Annotated in this window: 15 protein-coding genes; 10 read left to right on the top strand and 5 right to left on the bottom strand. The window is 35.4% G+C overall.

What is annotated here, in order from left to right; genetic code table 11:
- Nucleotides 1–81: 81 nt before the first annotated feature.
- From ND811_RS12770 to ND811_RS12750, 5 genes are all read left to right on the top strand, one after another.
- The gene (locus ND811_RS12770) at nucleotides 82–885 is read left to right on the top strand and encodes an SDR family NAD(P)-dependent oxidoreductase (RefSeq protein ID WP_265352254.1); all 804 of its coding nucleotides are present in this window, start codon (nucleotides 82–84) and stop codon (nucleotides 883–885) included.
- A gap of 6 nt (nucleotides 886–891) precedes the next feature.
- Complete coding sequence (locus ND811_RS12765) at nucleotides 892–1,317, top strand: hypothetical protein (protein WP_265352255.1); 426 nt, start codon at nucleotides 892–894, stop codon at nucleotides 1,315–1,317.
- 93 nt (nucleotides 1,318–1,410) lie between these two features.
- The gene (locus tag ND811_RS12760; RefSeq protein WP_265352256.1) at nucleotides 1,411–4,530 is read left to right on the top strand and encodes an HAD-IC family P-type ATPase; all 3,120 of its coding nucleotides are present in this window, start codon (nucleotides 1,411–1,413) and stop codon (nucleotides 4,528–4,530) included.
- Between the two features lie 140 nt (nucleotides 4,531–4,670).
- Nucleotides 4,671–5,915 (top strand): hybrid sensor histidine kinase/response regulator, encoded by a 1,245-nt coding sequence (locus tag ND811_RS12755; RefSeq protein ID WP_265352257.1) that lies wholly within the window; start codon nucleotides 4,671–4,673, stop codon nucleotides 5,913–5,915.
- Between the two features lie 4 nt (nucleotides 5,916–5,919).
- Nucleotides 5,920–7,353 (top strand): PAS domain-containing sensor histidine kinase, encoded by a 1,434-nt coding sequence (locus tag ND811_RS12750; protein ID WP_265352258.1) that lies wholly within the window; start codon nucleotides 5,920–5,922, stop codon nucleotides 7,351–7,353.
- Here the strand turns inward: ND811_RS12750 and ND811_RS12745 are convergent, their stop codons facing one another.
- Nucleotides 7,354–8,463, bottom strand: a complete 1,110-nt coding sequence (locus ND811_RS12745) for a hypothetical protein (protein ID WP_265352259.1) — start codon at nucleotides 8,461–8,463, stop codon at nucleotides 7,354–7,356.
- Nucleotides 8,464–8,545: 82 nt separating this feature from the next.
- Nucleotides 8,546–8,758 carry an STAS domain-containing protein gene (locus ND811_RS12740; protein WP_265352260.1) on the bottom strand — a complete coding sequence of 71 codons (213 nt, stop codon included), beginning with the start codon at nucleotides 8,756–8,758 and terminating at the stop codon, nucleotides 8,546–8,548.
- Nucleotides 8,759–8,942: 184 nt separating this feature from the next.
- On the opposite strand from ND811_RS12740, the gene ND811_RS12735 reads away from it, so the two are divergent.
- On the top strand, nucleotides 8,943–9,248 hold the full coding sequence (locus tag ND811_RS12735; RefSeq protein WP_265352261.1) for a hypothetical protein: 306 nt from the start codon (nucleotides 8,943–8,945) through the stop codon (nucleotides 9,246–9,248).
- Nucleotides 9,249–9,303: 55 nt separating this feature from the next.
- Here the strand turns inward: ND811_RS12735 and ND811_RS12730 are convergent, their stop codons facing one another.
- Together ND811_RS12730 and ND811_RS12725 are read right to left on the bottom strand one after the other, a co-directional pair.
- Nucleotides 9,304–10,221 (bottom strand): hypothetical protein, encoded by a 918-nt coding sequence (locus ND811_RS12730; protein WP_265352262.1) that lies wholly within the window; start codon nucleotides 10,219–10,221, stop codon nucleotides 9,304–9,306.
- Nucleotides 10,222–10,288: 67 nt separating this feature from the next.
- Entirely contained in the window at nucleotides 10,289–11,698 is a 1,410-nt protein-coding gene (locus tag ND811_RS12725) for a hypothetical protein (protein ID WP_265352263.1), read from the bottom strand.
- Between ND811_RS12725 and ND811_RS12720 the strand changes: the two genes are divergently transcribed.
- The gene (locus tag ND811_RS12720) at nucleotides 11,690–12,850 is read left to right on the top strand and encodes an SGNH/GDSL hydrolase family protein (protein ID WP_265352264.1); all 1,161 of its coding nucleotides are present in this window, start codon (nucleotides 11,690–11,692) and stop codon (nucleotides 12,848–12,850) included. The genes ND811_RS12725 and ND811_RS12720 overlap by 9 nt on opposite strands.
- Before the next feature lie 2 nt (nucleotides 12,851–12,852).
- On the opposite strand, the gene cueR is transcribed toward ND811_RS12720, so the two are convergent.
- Nucleotides 12,853–13,245, bottom strand: a complete 393-nt coding sequence (gene cueR, locus ND811_RS12715; RefSeq protein ID WP_265352265.1) for a Cu(I)-responsive transcriptional regulator — start codon at nucleotides 13,243–13,245, stop codon at nucleotides 12,853–12,855.
- 109 nt (nucleotides 13,246–13,354) lie between these two features.
- Here cueR and ND811_RS12710 point away from each other — a divergent pair, with 109 nt between their 5' ends.
- Genes ND811_RS12710 through ND811_RS12700 form a run of 3 tightly spaced genes read left to right on the top strand, consistent with a single transcriptional unit; the run spans nucleotide 13,355 to nucleotide 16,173 of the window.
- Nucleotides 13,355–13,789: a hypothetical protein gene (locus ND811_RS12710; RefSeq protein WP_265352266.1), complete on the top strand. Its 435-nt coding sequence runs from the start codon at nucleotides 13,355–13,357 to the stop codon at nucleotides 13,787–13,789.
- Nucleotides 13,782–13,985 carry a heavy-metal-associated domain-containing protein gene (locus ND811_RS12705; RefSeq protein ID WP_265352267.1) on the top strand — a complete coding sequence of 68 codons (204 nt, stop codon included), beginning with the start codon at nucleotides 13,782–13,784 and terminating at the stop codon, nucleotides 13,983–13,985. Before ND811_RS12710 ends, ND811_RS12705 begins: the two co-directional genes overlap by 8 nt.
- Complete coding sequence (locus ND811_RS12700; protein ID WP_265352268.1) at nucleotides 13,969–16,173, top strand: heavy metal translocating P-type ATPase; 2,205 nt, start codon at nucleotides 13,969–13,971, stop codon at nucleotides 16,171–16,173. The genes ND811_RS12705 and ND811_RS12700 overlap by 17 nt, the downstream gene beginning before the upstream one ends.
- Nucleotides 16,174–16,180 lie beyond the last annotated feature (7 nt).

Raw genomic sequence — 16,180 nt, 5'->3', positions numbered from 1 at the left:
TTCGATTGAAAAACAAGTTGTGGGAATTTTGTATTCGGACGAAACCATAGCAAAAGGGAACAAAGGATAAAGGTGTGCCGTATGAATCAATTTTATAAAGACGAATGGGTTTGGATTACGGGAGCATCTTCAGGGATTGGAAAAGAACTAGTCATACAAGCTTATAAACAAAATGCAAAAGTTTTACTTGCATCCCGGAAAGTAAAAGATTTAGAAGCGATTGTTAAAGAACTTCACTTAGAAAAAGGGCGTTATGCGGTAGAGAAATTAGATTTAGAAGATTACAAATCTGCTGGAGATTTTGCTAAACGTTGTTTGCAGAAGTATGGAATTCCCAAGGTAGTCATTCATAATGGCGGAATCAGCCAACGTTCCTTAACAAAAGAAACCGATTTAGTGACACTAGAAAAAATCATGAATACGAATTTTTATGGTGCCGCAGAAATGACTCGAGCTATGATTCCAGAAATTTTAGGCAAAAAGGAAGTATATTTCGCCGTAATTTCTAGTGTTGCAGGAAAAATTGGCAGTCCACTTCGATCTGCTTATTCTGCCTCCAAATTCGCGTTAGTTGGCTTTTTTCATTCATTACGGTCGGAAGAAGAAAAGTCTGGAATTTTCGTAACAATGGTTTACCCAGGTTTTATCCAAACTAATATTTCTAAAAATGCATTGAAGGGAGACGGTTCCTCAACAGGAACTATGGATTCTGTGATTGCAGCAGGTTTGCCAGTTCAACTGTGTGCGCATAGGATTTTACATGCGATTGCAAATAAACAAAGAGAAGTTGTGATTGCTGGTATCAAAGAAAAATTCGGACTGGCTTTGCAGATGTTATACCCATCGTTATTTTTCAAAATGATTCAAAATGCAAAGGTTAGGTAGAATAAGATGCGTTTTAAAAGCCGGCTGTTTATTGTTGGAATGATTCTAGTTTTTGGGTTAGGAGTTTTTGCAGAGACTCCCGTATTAAATTACAAAACGAAAACAAGTTCGAATGAAAAGGAACGTAGCTATCTTTTAGATCTTTTACGAACAAAACTATCAAATGAGTTTAAACTAGAATTCATATTTGTAGTAGAACATTTTAAAGTTTCTGGAGATTATGCTTGGTTTCGCGGAACGGCCCAGAGAAAGGACGGGAAAGAAATTTCTTTGTCTGAAGAAATGGCCTATGATTGTTGCCATGTCGAAGCTTTATTCAAAAAAACAAACGGGAAATGGCAAATTTCGGAATCTGCTGCATTTAGTACAGATGTTTGGTGGGAAGGTATCCAATCGCGATACCCGAAAGCACCCAGAGATATCTTTCAGTAAGATCTGGAGACAACTTAAGTTTCGTTGTGATTTTTTTCGGAAAGAAATTTATATTTTGATAGAATCTCCTTTTGTTCGTTGTTTGATTGGAGTATGCTCCTTGAATATTTAAACGTAAACTCAATTCATATTCTTCCTAAAGCAAAAAAATGGGAGGATGTAAGTTTTGAGTTGTTACGGAAAATGGATGAAGGACCATTTAAGGAGGATTTACAAAATCGTATACAGTCCTTCCCAGACAGTTTATTCGGAGACCTTGGACCTCATATTTTAATTCCGCATTTTCGCTCCTTACATATTAAAACTCCCGAAGTTTTTTTGTTTTTGATTCCTCAAGGGATTCTTATGGGGGAACGATTTGTTCAATTGGTTGTATTCCAAATCATTCCAGAAACACAACCTTCCTTGCATTTGCGACTGTTACATGGTCTTTCTTCATTACTCCCTCAAATTTTTGATGAATTGTTAAAATGTGATTCTGAATCAAAAGTTCTTTCTGTGGTGCAACGTGGTGAATCGGACATGAAACCAAGTTATAAAAATCTAAACCAGTCCCAGATTGCATTCGAATTACAAACAGATTTACTAAATGGTTTAAATCAATCTGAAGCAAAGATTCGCTTAAAAACTTTTGGCAAAAACGCAATTGAAAAAGAAAAGTCTACTCCAGTTATTTGGAAATTGTTTCGAAGTTTTTTTAGTTTATTCGCTGTTTTGTTATGGGTTGCTATTGCTCTATGTTTTGTACCCGGCGTAGATATGCCAGAATTGGGGATCGCTATCTTTATTGTAGTTATCATCAATGGTATTTTTTCTTTTTTTCAAGAATCTAAATCAGATCATGCAGTGGAGGCATTACGTAAGTTACTCGCTCAGGAATGTCCTGTGATTCGCGATGGGATTACAACAACAGTTCCTGCAGATGAAATTGTTCCCGGTGATTTGATCGTCCTTTCAGAAGGCGATATTGTTCCTGCCGATTGTAGAATTATAGAATCAGAGGACGTTGAAGTTGATAATTCTTCTTTAACGGGAGAGTCTACATCTGCAAGGCGTTATAAGTCAGATAGTGAAATCGTTTTAGAAGGAAAGTTTCTTTGGTTGGAAATGCCAAATATCCTTTTTGCGGGCAGTTCTTTAATAAAAGGAAAATCGAAAGCCATTGTTTTTGGTACAGGCCAATCAACAGAAATTGGTCAAATTGCTGGGATCACTTCCAAAATCAAACGAGAAGAAAGTCCATTGCAAAAACAATTGAGACAAACAGTTATTTCTATTTCGTTATTTGCCTTTGTGGTTGGTATTGTTTTTCTTGTTCTGGGATATTTGGTTGCAGGACTCAGTTTTGTACAAGCTTTCATTTTCTTTATCGGAATTTTTGTCGCGAATGTTCCAGAAGGTTTATTGCCAACAGTAACACTTTCTTTGGCGTTAGGTGTTTCACGGATGGCCAAAAGGAATGCAATCTTAAAAGATCTTTCCAGCGTCGAAACATTGGGATGTACTACTGTTATTTGTTCGGATAAAACGGGTACATTAACACAAAATCAAATGCGTGTGATTGAAGTTTATTTCGATTCTTCATCATTTACACCTCAAGAATTAGAAAAAAAAGAAGGTAACCAAGCTTTTCTAAGTTGCGGTTACTATTGTAATAACGCAAGTTTAGATCCAACTCCTTTCGGTGATCCTACCGAACTTGCTTTGTTGTATTTATCACAAAGTAAGTTAAACGATAGAAAGGGACAACGAATTTATACGAATGCATTTGAATCAGTAAGAAAACGAATGAGCGTTGTAGTAAAATCGAATAACTTTACCACTGCTTATGCAAAGGGTGGTCCAGTAGAAATTCTTTCAATTTGTACACATGTTTATGAGAATGGTTCAGTAGTTTTGTTGGATGAAACTAAACGATTGAATCTTAAGAAGGCATCTGACCATTCTGCAAGCCAAGGTTACCGCGTTCTTTCTTTTGCATATAAACTCGTAAACGAGGAAAATTCATCTTGGAGTCAAGATTCAATTGAATCCAAGATGGTTTACTTAGGTCATTGTTGTCTTGCTGATCCTGTTCGTCCCAAAGTTCCTGAAGCAATTGCAAAATGCCACACGGCAGGGATTCGAATTTTAATGATTACCGGCGATCATCCGCTTACGGCTGAATCTGTTGGACGGTCCATAGGTATTGGAGGAGAAAGTCCTGTTGTCATCACTGGAGTCGAATTAGATAAAATGAATGACGCCTCTCTCAAGGAATGGATCAGAAAAGGGGAACCTATTTTTGCAAGGGTATCTCCATCGCAAAAACTACGAATAGTTACCATGCTGCAGAAGTTAGGTGAAATAGTTGCTGTTACTGGGGATGGAGTCAACGATGGTCCCGCATTGAAAAAAGCGGACATTGGAATTGCAATGGGAAAACGGGGGACAGAAGTTGCTAAAGAAGCGGCTAGGATGATTATTGTCGACGATGATTTTGCGACTATCGTTGATGCAATTGAGGAAGGAAGAGGAGTTTTTGATAATATTAGAAAATTTTCTGCGTACGTTTTGAACTCAAATCCACAAGAGCTAATTCCTTTTTTACTTTGGGCATTGATACCAGGTTTTCCTTTGCTTATGACTGTTATGGGTGTTCTTGCGGTCGATGTCGGCACTGATTTAATTCCAGCGATGGGTTTAGGAGCCGAACCACCTGAAAAGGGGATTATGTTCCGACCACCAAGGAATCGGAATGAAAAATTAATTTCTATTCGATTTATTTTACGATCTTACTTTGTAGAAGGAATGATTTTGTTTTTCTCTTGTTTAACTACTTATTTTTACTTTGTATATACAGAGTGTGATGGTGTGATGCCACTTTCTCCTGAGGGATTAAATATGGCTCATGCAAGTCCAATGTATCTTCAATCGTTAACCGCATTTTTTTTCCCAACGATCACTGTACAAATAGCAAACGTACTTTGCAAACGTTCAAGAACCGAATCTGTTTTTCAGATGGATTTGTTTTCCAATAAAATCATTTGGATCGGAATCGGATTTTCTTTGTTTCTTTGTTCGATTTTCTTTTATACTAACCTAAGTTCTATATACTATTTTGCTCCGATTCCTATGCATGTATATGTTTTCGCATTTCATGGAACAATAGTTATGGTAGTTTACTCAGAGATTATAAAATATTTCCGACGGAAACGATTCGCTCAAATTTAGAATAATTCTATTTTCTGAATCCTAGGAAATTTATTAATTTTTCTCATTAACTCTCAATTTCGTTCGTATCTGTTGACCAAAGAATGATTTATTTAATCATGCAATGTAAGATGGTTTCAATGAGGGATCCGGAAATATAAGTGAAAGAAAAAAGAGTGTTATTGGCTGAAGATGAATTGGTTTCTGCAACATTTCTAAAGGACAGTTTGTCCGATATGGGTTATAAAGTAACACTAGCAAACGATGGAAAACAGGCTTTAGAATATTATTTAGAGAATCCATTTCCCGTTATCATCACCGATTACGAAATGCCTGGTTTGAATGGTGCAGAATTAATTCAGGAATTAAAATCAGATGAAATTGAACCAGTGATTTTTATGTTAACTTCTCATACTGATCCTAAGTTGATTGTTAACGTTATGAAATTGGGGATTTATGATTATCTGGTAAAACCATTAGAAGAACAAGAGCTTTCCATTAAGTTAAAACGTGCGTTTGAATATTATGAAATGAAACGTATTGAAACGATCACAAAAAGGGAACGTCAGCTTCGATTGGAAGGCCATCTGGAATGGGTTCAGTGGAAAGAGAAGATGGCTGGTGTGGGTGAATTCAATCGTCTGAACCAAAATTTATTTGAAAGTTTGAAAAATAGTTTTTGTCAAGGTGCTGGTTTTGGGGCTCTTGTGACTCTCTTAAAATTAGTTTCAGACACTACGGTGAAAGAAGGTAACCATTATAAAATTGAATCAGACTTAATGGAGCTCATCCAACTCAATACGGAGATGGCTGAAAAAGCTTTAAAAATGTTTGCAGATATTGATTTAATTGTTTCTAACCCGATGCAGTTTGAAGAAATCACTTGCGAGAAGTTTTATGAGCAGTTATGGGCTTGGCTTCAAGAGATAAAACCTCTATTAGATTTAAAAGGACAACAAATATTAATTAGCGACCCGAAGCCAAATCACACAAAATTTAAAATTTCTTATAATCTTTTTACCATGCAGAACGCTTTTAAAGAAATTATTATTAATGCCTGTAAGTTTTCGGAAGCTAATTCTAAAATAACAATCGTAACCAATGTAGAACATGATTGGTTTAAATGTGTCGTTTATAATCAACCAGTTGTCAATGCAGATGGTACTTACGGAGTTCCATTGCAATATGAAAATTTGATATTTGAACCATTTTATAGATTATCGAAAAATGTTTTTGATGAATATGGAACTTTAGATTTTGGTTTAGGACTTAGTTATGTAGACAGTTGTTTTAAAAAACATGAAGGAAAACTTTCTGTTCATAATGTGATTGACCATTCTGAATGGAGTGAAAATCCCATAACCAAAGTTGCTTTTCAATTCTCCTTACCGGTAAACAAAATTTAAAATTATGCTCCAAACAAATTATATCGACTTACTTTCGAATGTTCCTGATTTAATTTGCGAAATAGACGATTTAGAGAAGATTAGTTACGCTAATGTCTATCATAAGGATAGATTAGGTTATGAGCAAGATGAAATACTAGGTCATTCGGTAGACGATTTTTTTCATCCGGATGATCGACATGAACTGCGTACAAAAATATCGAAATTGCAAATTCCTGGATCAGAAACTAAAGGTATCTGGAGGATCGCTCATAAAAATGGGAATTTTTTAACCTTCGAATGTAGAGGTAAACTTACAACTACTTCGGATGGTAAAAAAAGAATTGTTGTGATCGCAAGAGACATCACAGAAGATCTCGGATCAGAGTTTAAGTTGCATTCGAAATCTAATCCGAAAATTCAATTAACATCTAATCTTCATTACCAAAGTTTTTTTGAATTAAAAATGTCCCAATTCGAATTTTCGCAATTAAAATTTGCTTTTGATGAACATGCAGTCATTACGATTACTAATCGGGAAGGAGATATAACTTACGCGAATGATCGGTTTTGTGAAATCTCGATGTACTCTCGAGATGAATTAATTGGGAATAACCACCGTTTGTTGAATTCAGGGTTTCATTCTTCTGAATTTTTTGAACGTATGTATAATATGATTCAAAATGGTTTTGTTTGGAAAGGCGAAATTAGGAATCGAGCTAAGGATGGTTCAATCTATTGGGTAAATGCTACGATTGTTCCCTTACGTTCCATTGATGGGAATATTAATCGTTTTGTCGCTTTGCACACTTTGATTACCAGAACCATCGAATCAGAAGAAAAAGTGAAACAATTATTAAGAGAGAAAGAACTTCTATTGCAAGAAGTTCATCATCGAATTAAAAATAATCTCTTTTCAGTTTTTAGTTTGTTAAAGATGCAGGCAAGTTTTTCTTCAGACTCCCATTTGAAGGAACAATTTGATGAGGCTGCCGGCCGATTGCGAAGTATGATGGCCCTATATGATCGATTGTATCGATCGCAAAATCCTAATGAAATTGATCTAAAAGAATACATTCCTAACCTGGTTCGTCAAATCCTTTCGACTTATCCTAAAGATATTAAATTCGATTTTATTTTGGATAGTTCTCTGATTGTGAAACCTGATATCGCCAATAATTTAGGAATTATTTTGAATGAACTTATATGTAATTCAGTGAAACATTCTTTTTTAAATAAAGATGTTGGTCAAATCAGAATCAAAATAGAAAAAGAGGATCAACAGATTCAATTTTTATACAGTGATGACGGAGAACCCCTTCCAGATTCTTACTCACTGGAAAATATGAATCTGGGATTTGGTATTAAACTAATGAATTTACTAGTCCAACAATTAAAAGGAAACGTGAAAGTAATTCCTGGACAAAGTGTTCAGTTTAACTTATCGTTTCCATACTAATTAGTTTTTCCGTAGCCAATGTTTCCACTTTTTATTGTAAAAATAAAATATCATAATGAGTGAAGGAATCAAAAACCAAAAAAGTAAGATACTGTTGGCAGGTAAAATTGCCATTTGATTTGAACTAACAAGCTGGCGAAAATTTTCAATAGTCCATTGAACTGTGTGTTTATAAGGGCCTTGTCCTTTAATTACAGATAACGTTATCTCTGATTTGGCTAGAACAATTTCTCCGACAGGGATGTTAAATTGGTTTACTGGTGTAGATTCAACTACAATTCCATTGATCGGATCAATTGAATTACAATAGTTAAACTCACATTGAATACAATATCCATTTCTTCCTTTTGCATCTGGATCACCAGAAATATATGCATTCTTTGTAAAACCTTCGACACTTTTATGTTCGTTACCAACATAAGTACAAGTGGTATAAAAATTTTCTTCCGTTACATAGTTTAATTCTAATGTATGTGATCCAGCATGACCATTCCCATCAGAGATCAGAATAGGGAATTCCTTTGGCATTTTAAATTCTACACTTCCTAAAAGTGGAATCTTATCAATACATATATTGTCATTCATATCATTGTAACAATTGTTTAATGATATGTTCTTTGATTGATTTTGGAAACTATACATTTTTATATGATTTGTGTCTTGGGGAATCGGTCTTGAAAAACAAAATAAATTAGATCTTTTGTCTTTAGGAAAAAAACTTGGGTCTACCTCTATGTTAGTTGAAAAATCAATCCCTATATAAGTACGGGGATCTAAAATGGTTTGGGTTCCATTTCCATTGATCCCGATATTGATACAACTTGGATTCCAATCAATAGGGCTGCAGGTTTTTTCTGCACCTTGTGTGAACTGGATAAAAAGCCCACCATACATGGGGCAGTAGGTATCTACTGATTCGGGCTTTAGGATGGTGATTTGAATGAAAGTTGGAAGGAGAGAATCCGGAGGATTGATTGGACCTTCTGGAGTGGGCTCTGATATGTTATTTCCACTTCCTAAAAGTGGGATAAGCCAAAGGAGAGAGTCAGGTTTTTTATGAGTGCATGTGGTTGACAGGAGAAGAAGGAATACAAACGAGATACGCTTCATCTAAAATGAGACGAACGAGAATGGCTATTTCAATATTGAGTTAGAACTGTTTAGGAAATCCATACGTACTCATACGTATAGGTTAATCAATTAAATGCAAGATGGTGTCGAGTTTGTTCAAACGAAAGACTGTTCTGATGAGTTTGTTGACCCCTTGGATTTGTAGCTGTAAATTCTGAGATTCCATTGCAGAGTGAAACTTCATCAATTCTCCGATAGTGGCACTGTCTAGGGACATGGAGATGTCCGTAAAATCCAAAACAATGTCTTCCTTGGCATTGTTGATGTTGGACATAATTCTCTCCCGAAAAGCAGTGAGGCCATCAAAGGAAAGATCGTTGTTCTTGATTTCGATTACAGTAGCCAAGGTTTAAATCTATTTTTAATGGATCGGATATTTTGAAAGAATTTTTCCATTTTTAGTTCCTGTTTCTGGGTTGTTTTTCGCGTTCTTTTATGATGTGTTGGTTTTAGATTTTATGTCAGTCAGTGATCGACAATTAAGATTAATCAAAGAAGCCGCAGAACTCCTGGTTATGGAACACCGCCTAACGGTCGAAGAGGCAGTTGTCGTTATTTCCTCTGCGATAAAAAAAGAATTATCTCAACGTAATACTAGTTTTGAGAAATTGGAAAGCGGATCTAAAATTGATCGAACAAGTTTTACACGTAGTGTTGTAAAGACAGTTCAAGATAGTCTAGAAGCAAATCCTTATTGGCGCTCTCATAATTTAGAGAAATCAATCGATAACTTTTATAAAGTTTTACACAAACATTTGGACTAAATAGAAAGCCTCCATATCGTATTAATTATTTTTTTTATGAAAATACAGAACCTTTTTATGGGTTTGTATTCTCTTTTATAATTGCGTCAGTCTCGCAGTAATATGAGTCAGGGATTTGTTTTGCTCTAGAAAAAATCATTTCGAAATTTTGAACCTCTTTTGGTAGGAAATCTTCTTTTTGTAGACTTACCGTTCCATAATCTATCGTTTTCTCTTCTTTGTTGATTAATAAACAATTGATCCGAGTAAAATTTGTTATGGAATTACTTTTGTTTTGAATTTTTCCTGCCAGTACAATTTCTTTATGTTGGTTACGTTTAAAGTCCAACTTTTTTAATGTAAGTTCTGGTTTCTCTGTTTCCTTGGGAATCGTAGTCGCCGTTACTTGGATTTCAAAATGATCATAACTTGGTGCTTCTTCTACTAAAACTTGAAAACTAACGGACTCTCCGTCATTAACTAAATTTTTTTCAGCATAACCAAAACTTGTTTTGATGTTTATATTTCCATTATTGAATAATGAAACGGTAAACTTTGGCATTAGAAGTGATTGTCCGCTTTGATTTGTAAATTTTCCTACTATGTAAACATTTCCAATGACATCTGGTATTGCTGACGTATATTGAAATTCGCCTTCTGGAACGATTTCAACGGAATCTAAATTAGGATCTAGTGAAATAGATGTTGCTTCTTCTTCTAATGTTGTTTGGACAGGTTTTATATTTTGAAAGTAAGTAAAAACAAAAGAACCTAACAAGAGCCAGGCAAATGCTGTTCCTGTAATGAGGGTTTTCCATTTTTTTAAAGAGTCAGCTTTCGAATTTTGTTTGGAGGTTCCAAAGACTTTTGTAGGCGGGGAATTGACCATAACACCAGTCGGCAATTTATCAAAACAATCACCGCAACGATAAATGGTTACCGATTCTTGGTAAATATTTGTGCTCCCGCAGTTGGGACATTGTTTTGAGTTCATATACCGAATTCATTCCAATAGGTTCAAAAAACCAAGGAGAAAATTTTTTAGTCAATATATTTCTTGGTTAATTTCTTTGGTATAAGGTTTTGGAGATGGGTAGAAGTGCCCCTTCTAAAATGTGAGTTTCCCTGCGTCGAAAAGTACATTCTTTTAAACAATTGGATATAGGTAAATTGTCAGGTAATACAATGGGAGAAGGTGGAAGTTCTAAAAAAGTAAATGTTCTTATATTTTCCTTAAACAGTAGGTCTGCCATTTCTTTTTGATTGAAATTTTTTCTTAAGAGGAGTAGGTCTTTTTTTTCTTCGAGTAGAGGTAAGGAAACAAATGCAAAATCTGGGTTACTGAATATAAGGACAGAATCCTTTATTTTGCGAATTTCATTTAAGGTATTTGATTGGAATTTGGATATTTTTTTTAGCTCTTTGATTTGAAAGTTTAGATTCCAAACTGTGTAAAAGGCAATCAAGGCGATGAGAAAGATCCACCCAAACGAAATGTACGGTGCTCCATTTTCTTTCTTATTGCCAATAAGCAAAACATAAAGCGGAACAAGACCGAATAGATAACGAGGTGTGTTGTGGCCACCCGAATTAGGTGCCAATAAAATCATAACAATTGTTATAAAGAGTAAAAGAAATATTGATAATAGATTTATTTTGGATATTAAGGACTTTAAAAAAAATAAACAAGAAATGGTAAAGATAGGAACCTGTAGAATCCAAATCTTACTAAGATAAACAATATTCTCTGGGCGTAATTCAATGTCTGAATTTTTTAATAGACGGAACGGGAGAAAAGAACCGGTCCAATATAAATTACCGAGGGCAAACATGCAGAAACCGGAGAACATAGATAAATAAAAGGAAATCGGAAGGCTCTGTTTTTCGAAACAAAATGGAATCAGAATCATCACAAAACTCATTTCAGGTCTAATCCAAATAATAATCGCTGAAATGATTCCAGAAAAATTTTTTAGTTTTTTGTGATATAGATACAGAGCAAAAATTTCTAAGGTAAAAATAAAAACTGTTTCATGGATTAAAAAAATATAAATTGGTAAGGTTGACCCAAATAACAAAAGTAAGGTAGTCTTAGAATTTTTTTCTATTTGATGGAAGGTGTAAATAGCAATAAAAAATAAAATACTCTGTAATGTTATAATCCCAGATAAACCAAAAAATTTCAGAATCGGAGAAATTAGGATTGGATAAAGGTTTGGAAAAGTAGAATATGCAAATCCTTTTGTTAGTTGGAAAAAAAGGTCTGGTAGCGGAAAAAAAGAATAACTTGGATCCTGAATCTGATGATTATAGGGCAAATGAAAAAGCCCTTTAGCTGCTAATTTCGATTGCCATTCCAAAAGGGCAAAATCGGCAAAGGGTTCGATTCCTTTGGCAGTGGAAGCAAAAAAAACGAATACCAAAATTGCAAAACTAAAGAAGAAACCAATTGCTTTTTTGGAATGTATCATATCGAATCGAAAACAGGGTACAGTGTTTTTAGTTTCCTACCTTATGCAATGAAAAAAGTAAATGATGTATCCCTCTTTCCTACATCAAAATTCCGCAAAGTAATTCTGTTCTTTGGTATTTTGGTGGGACTTTTATTTGTTTGTCGTTTTTTCGATTTCGTAAGTTTATATTTTGAATCTCCTTATGGGCATTATCATTTTCCTAAAAACAGAGAAATTCCCTTTTTTCGTTTGGGAGAAAAGGAAATCGGGAAAATGGGGGAATTTGGGACTCGCATAGGCAACTGGAACAAAAACTCTCAATGCAAGTACTTGCTGTTAGGTGATTCACAGGTTTTTGGTTCTGGTATTTTTTGGAAAGATACTTTTCCCGAAATATTAAACCGAGAAACGAAGTGTTCTTGGATCAATCTGGGAATTCCAGGATTTACACTTGAGAATGAACTTTCATTGTATCGAACGATTCGAACTCATATTTCTTTTGATAGGGTATATCTTTTTGTCTATGGAAATGATATATTTGAAACAGGCGATACCCCTGATTATTTACACTTTGTAAAAAGACAATATTGGTACTTTCGGGCTCTCTCTTTTTTGTTTCCTGAACAAACTCGGATTCACTTGAAGAATAAATATTTTGAATCTATCCAAAAGAGGATGGAAGTCGAATTAGGAAAAATCGCCAAGTTAAATAATCAAGTTTCTCCAAACTCTCAAATAAATAAGGAAAACTTTGTTACTTTAAAAGGATTATTTAATCTTAGTCCGGACTACTTACGTGGTTCTTTGGATACTAAGTCGTATGCTGCCACTAACTTTAATCGTTGGCATCGCATTTTACGACAGTTTAACGGCAATATCCTATCGGACAAAAAAGAATTAGTGATGGTTTATATTCCCTTGGAAATCGAATACGATCCAAAAATGTTTCAAATTTATAAAGAGATTGGCTTTGTTATGGATTCTCGGTGGTTAGATTCTGATTCAGAATTCATAACTGATTTAAAAATCATTTCTAAAGAAGAGAGAATTCCCCTAATTGACTTAAGGGAGTCAATGCGTTTTCGGACTGATTTATTGCAGTCAGGAGATATCCATTTGAATGAATCGGCCCATCGTATGATTGCTAACACTTTAAAACAAAGTTTATAAGCTCATTCATTTTCTTCTAATCTTTTTAAAATAGGGCAATCGGGTCTATGGTCTCCGTGGCAATGTTTAATAAGGTTTTTCAAAGTATCAGACATATCTTTTAACTGTTTTAGTTTTAAATCTAATTCATTTAAGTGTTTTTCAGCTAGAAGTTTGACTTGTTTGCTGCTTCGTGATTTATTTTTCCAAAGTCCAAGTAAACTTTTTATATCATCTAATGGAAAACCAAGTTCTCTTGATCTTTTTATAAATCTTAAATAATGAATATCTTCATTCGTGTAAGACCTGTATCCGTTTTCTGTCCTACCTGCTTCTGGAATCAAACCTATTCCTTCATAATGTCGAATGAGTTTTGTGCTGACTCCTGATTCTTTAGAAAGTTCTCCAATATTCATTTTATCCTCTCCTTTTTTTATAAAAAAAAGCTAAAAAAAAATATTTCGCCTATTGACCTTCCAACGATTGGAAGGTTTAGACTGGTTATAGGTTAACAAAGGAGTTACCATGAAACCAATCAAAAATTTACTAAAACTAGCTATTTTTGCAATGTTTTTGAGTTCGCAGCAAATGAATGCTCACGGGGAACACAAACCAGGGCCTCATGGTGGTCTGATAGGGATGCCTGGGGCTTTTCACACGGAGGTGCTTCCTTACCAAAATAAAGGATTTAAAATATATTTACTTGATATCAATTTTGAAAATCCTACTTCCAAAAATTCGGAGTTGCGTGGTAAGGTAGTATCAAATGGTAAGGAATTCCCTTTGAAATGTTCAACTCATCCGGATCATTTTTATTGTGAAATTCCCAAAGGAAGTTCGATGGAAGAAGGAGATCTGATTCTTTCTCCCGTCTGGAATTATCAAAAGGGGGCAGAAGTTAAATACAAACTTCCCCTTTTTGAATCTAAAGAACCTAAGAAGGAGCATCATCATGGTTAATTATGAAGTAGAAGGAATGACTTGCGGACATTGCAAAAAAACGGTAGAGAAAGTATTTGCTGAATTTGGTACGGAAGCAACGGCTAACCTCGATGACAAATCGGTAACTGTGAAAGAAATTCTAACGGATGCAGAGTTAAATAAACTGCGGGACCGTTTGAGTGAGGATGGATATACCCTTGGAAACGTCAAATAACACCACAGAACGAACGTTAGATCTTTTTGGTATGACCTGCGCCAATTGTGCCCTTCGGATTGAGAAGGGCCTTTCTAAAATGGAAGGTGTATCAGATGTTCGAGTCAATTTTGCTCGTGAATCGGTTTTTTTACGGAGTTCAGATTCTGTAACACTTGATTCCCTTATAAACAAAGTCGAGTCTCTTGGGTATTCGGCAATCGAACACGACCCAAACAAACAGTCAGAAACGGAAAAAAAACAAAAGGAACAAATCCGCAATTTAAAAGTTCGTTTCCTTCTTTCTGCTTTTTTGTCCTTACCATTGTTTTATGGCATGGTAACACATTTTAGTTTCCTTAATTTTATGCCAATGCCACATATTCTGATGGATCGTTTTGTTCAAATGGCCATTGCCTTTCCCGTTCAGTTTTTAATTGGATTTCCATTTTATCAGTCAGCGTATCGTGCATTACGAAATGGATCAGCAAATATGGATGTTTTAGTTGTCATTGGTACCAGTGCCGCCTTTGGATACAGCGTGTTTGGAAAAGATCTTTATTTCGAAACCTCCGTTGTCCTTATCACTTTTATTCTGGGTGGGAAGTGGATCGAACATTATGCCAAAGGGAAAAGTAGTGATGGGATTAATGCCCTACTAAAACTTCGTCCAGAAGTTGCTACTGTTCAATCCAATGGTGTTTGGACAGAAGTTCCCAATGAATACTTAAAACCGGGAGACTTAGTTTTAGTAAAAGCGGGTGAGCGTTTCCCTATGGATGGTTTTGTTTTCGAAGGAATTAGTTTTGCCGATGAATCTATGTTAACTGGTGAGAGTTTGCCTGTGGAAAAAAACGTGGGTGATAAAATTCTTAGTGGAACTGTGAACGGAAGTGGATCATTAGTTGTGAAAGCTAATAAAGTAGGGAATGATACTACTCTTTCGCATATCATTCGATCTGTGGAAGAGTCTCTAGGAACCAAAGCACCAATCCAAAGGATTGCCGATCAAATTTCTGCATATTTTGTTCCCGTTGTGATTGCTATCAGCATTGTTGATTTTTTTGTATGGTATCTTCTCATTAATCCAGGTGTCATTACTTCGGCTATTGAAACAAGTATTGCCATTCTTGTGATTGCTTGCCCTTGTGCTTTGGGTCTTGCTACGCCCATCTCATTACTTGTTGGTACTGGAAGGGCTGCGAAAAGGGGTATGCTTTTTCGCAGTGCGGAGGCATTGGAATCTGTTTCTAAAATCAATTGGATTGCCTTTGATAAAACAGGAACATTGACAGAAGGAAAACCTAAGGTAACAGAGTTTACACATTCTTTTTTTGATTCTAACAACATTGATTCTGTCCTAAAAGACATTGTTAGGATGGAAGAAACTTCAGACCATCCTTTGGCTAAAGCAATTGTTCTTTTTGGAAAAGAAAGAAAATTAACTCAAACAGATTCTGATCTGATTTCGACTAAAACCTTCCCAGGTGGCGGAATTGTATCGGAACAAAACAAAAATTATTACTTCGCAGGCAAACGTTCGTTTGTGGAAGATAATGGTTTTGTTTTACCAGAATCCATACAGAAAACAATTCAACCTTGGACAGAAGATGGTTCTAGTTTGGTTTTTGTAGGCATACGAGGTGAGATTGAAGGAATGGTGGTATTTCGAATTGAGGATAAACTGCGAAATGAGGCTAAGGATGCAGTCAAAAACTTAATATCCATTGGTGTGGAACCGGTCCTCCTAACAGGTGATAATCAGGCTTCCGCCGAAAAGGTAGCACGTTTAGTTGGGATTTCTTCTTTATATTCAGGGCTTTTGCCTGAAGAAAAGGCAAAAATCATCCTTCGACTCAAAACTGAGAAAATACATTCGGCAATGGTTGGTGATGGAATTAATGACGCACCAGCGCTTGCTTCTGCGGATGTAGGCATTGCAATGGGAACCGGCTCTGATGTTGCCATTAACACTGCTGATGTGGTGCTTGTAAATGGAGATATCCAAAGAATTGTGGATTTGATTCATATTGGAAAAGATACTGTATTAAATATTCGACAAAACTTTGGTTGGGCACTTGGATACAATTTACTGGGTATTCCGATCGCTGCTTCTGGTTTACTTGCGCCTTGGGTGAGTGGGGCAGCAATGGCATTTAGTTCATTGTCTGTAGTTTTCAATGCTCTGCGTATGAGTCGTTGGAAATAAATCATAA

Origin of the sequence: Leptospira soteropolitanensis, from assembly GCF_026151655.1 — a bacterium.
Taxonomy (GTDB): domain Bacteria; phylum Spirochaetota; class Leptospiria; order Leptospirales; family Leptospiraceae; genus Leptospira_A; species Leptospira_A soteropolitanensis.
The sequence above is the reverse complement of the archived record's forward strand: the minus strand, read 5'-3'. Positions and strand labels throughout refer to the sequence as shown.

What these genes read in the sequence shown, in the direction of transcription:
- ND811_RS12705 (WP_265352267.1), top strand. Translation starts at nt 13,782, where the DNA reads ATGGTTAATTATGAAGTAGAAGGAATGACTTGCGGACATTGCAAAAAA.
- ND811_RS12760 (WP_265352256.1), top strand. Translation starts at nt 1,411, where the DNA reads ATGCTCCTTGAATATTTAAACGTAAACTCAATTCATATTCTTCCTAAA.
- ND811_RS12720 (WP_265352264.1), top strand. Translation starts at nt 11,690, where the DNA reads ATGTATCATATCGAATCGAAAACAGGGTACAGTGTTTTTAGTTTCCTA.
- cueR (WP_265352265.1), bottom strand. Translation starts at nt 13,245, where the DNA reads ATGAATATTGGAGAACTTTCTAAAGAATCAGGAGTCAGCACAAAACTC.
- ND811_RS12730 (WP_265352262.1), bottom strand. Translation starts at nt 10,221, where the DNA reads ATGAACTCAAAACAATGTCCCAACTGCGGGAGCACAAATATTTACCAA.
- ND811_RS12740 (WP_265352260.1), bottom strand. Translation starts at nt 8,758, where the DNA reads ATGTCCAACATCAACAATGCCAAGGAAGACATTGTTTTGGATTTTACG.
- ND811_RS12765 (WP_265352255.1), top strand. Translation starts at nt 892, where the DNA reads ATGCGTTTTAAAAGCCGGCTGTTTATTGTTGGAATGATTCTAGTTTTT.
- ND811_RS12735 (WP_265352261.1), top strand. Translation starts at nt 8,943, where the DNA reads ATGTCAGTCAGTGATCGACAATTAAGATTAATCAAAGAAGCCGCAGAA.
- ND811_RS12725 (WP_265352263.1), bottom strand. Translation starts at nt 11,698, where the DNA reads ATGATACATTCCAAAAAAGCAATTGGTTTCTTCTTTAGTTTTGCAATT.
- ND811_RS12710 (WP_265352266.1), top strand. Translation starts at nt 13,355, where the DNA reads ATGAAACCAATCAAAAATTTACTAAAACTAGCTATTTTTGCAATGTTT.
- ND811_RS12770 (WP_265352254.1), top strand. Translation starts at nt 82, where the DNA reads ATGAATCAATTTTATAAAGACGAATGGGTTTGGATTACGGGAGCATCT.
- ND811_RS12750 (WP_265352258.1), top strand. Translation starts at nt 5,920, where the DNA reads ATGCTCCAAACAAATTATATCGACTTACTTTCGAATGTTCCTGATTTA.
- ND811_RS12745 (WP_265352259.1), bottom strand. Translation starts at nt 8,463, where the DNA reads ATGAAGCGTATCTCGTTTGTATTCCTTCTTCTCCTGTCAACCACATGC.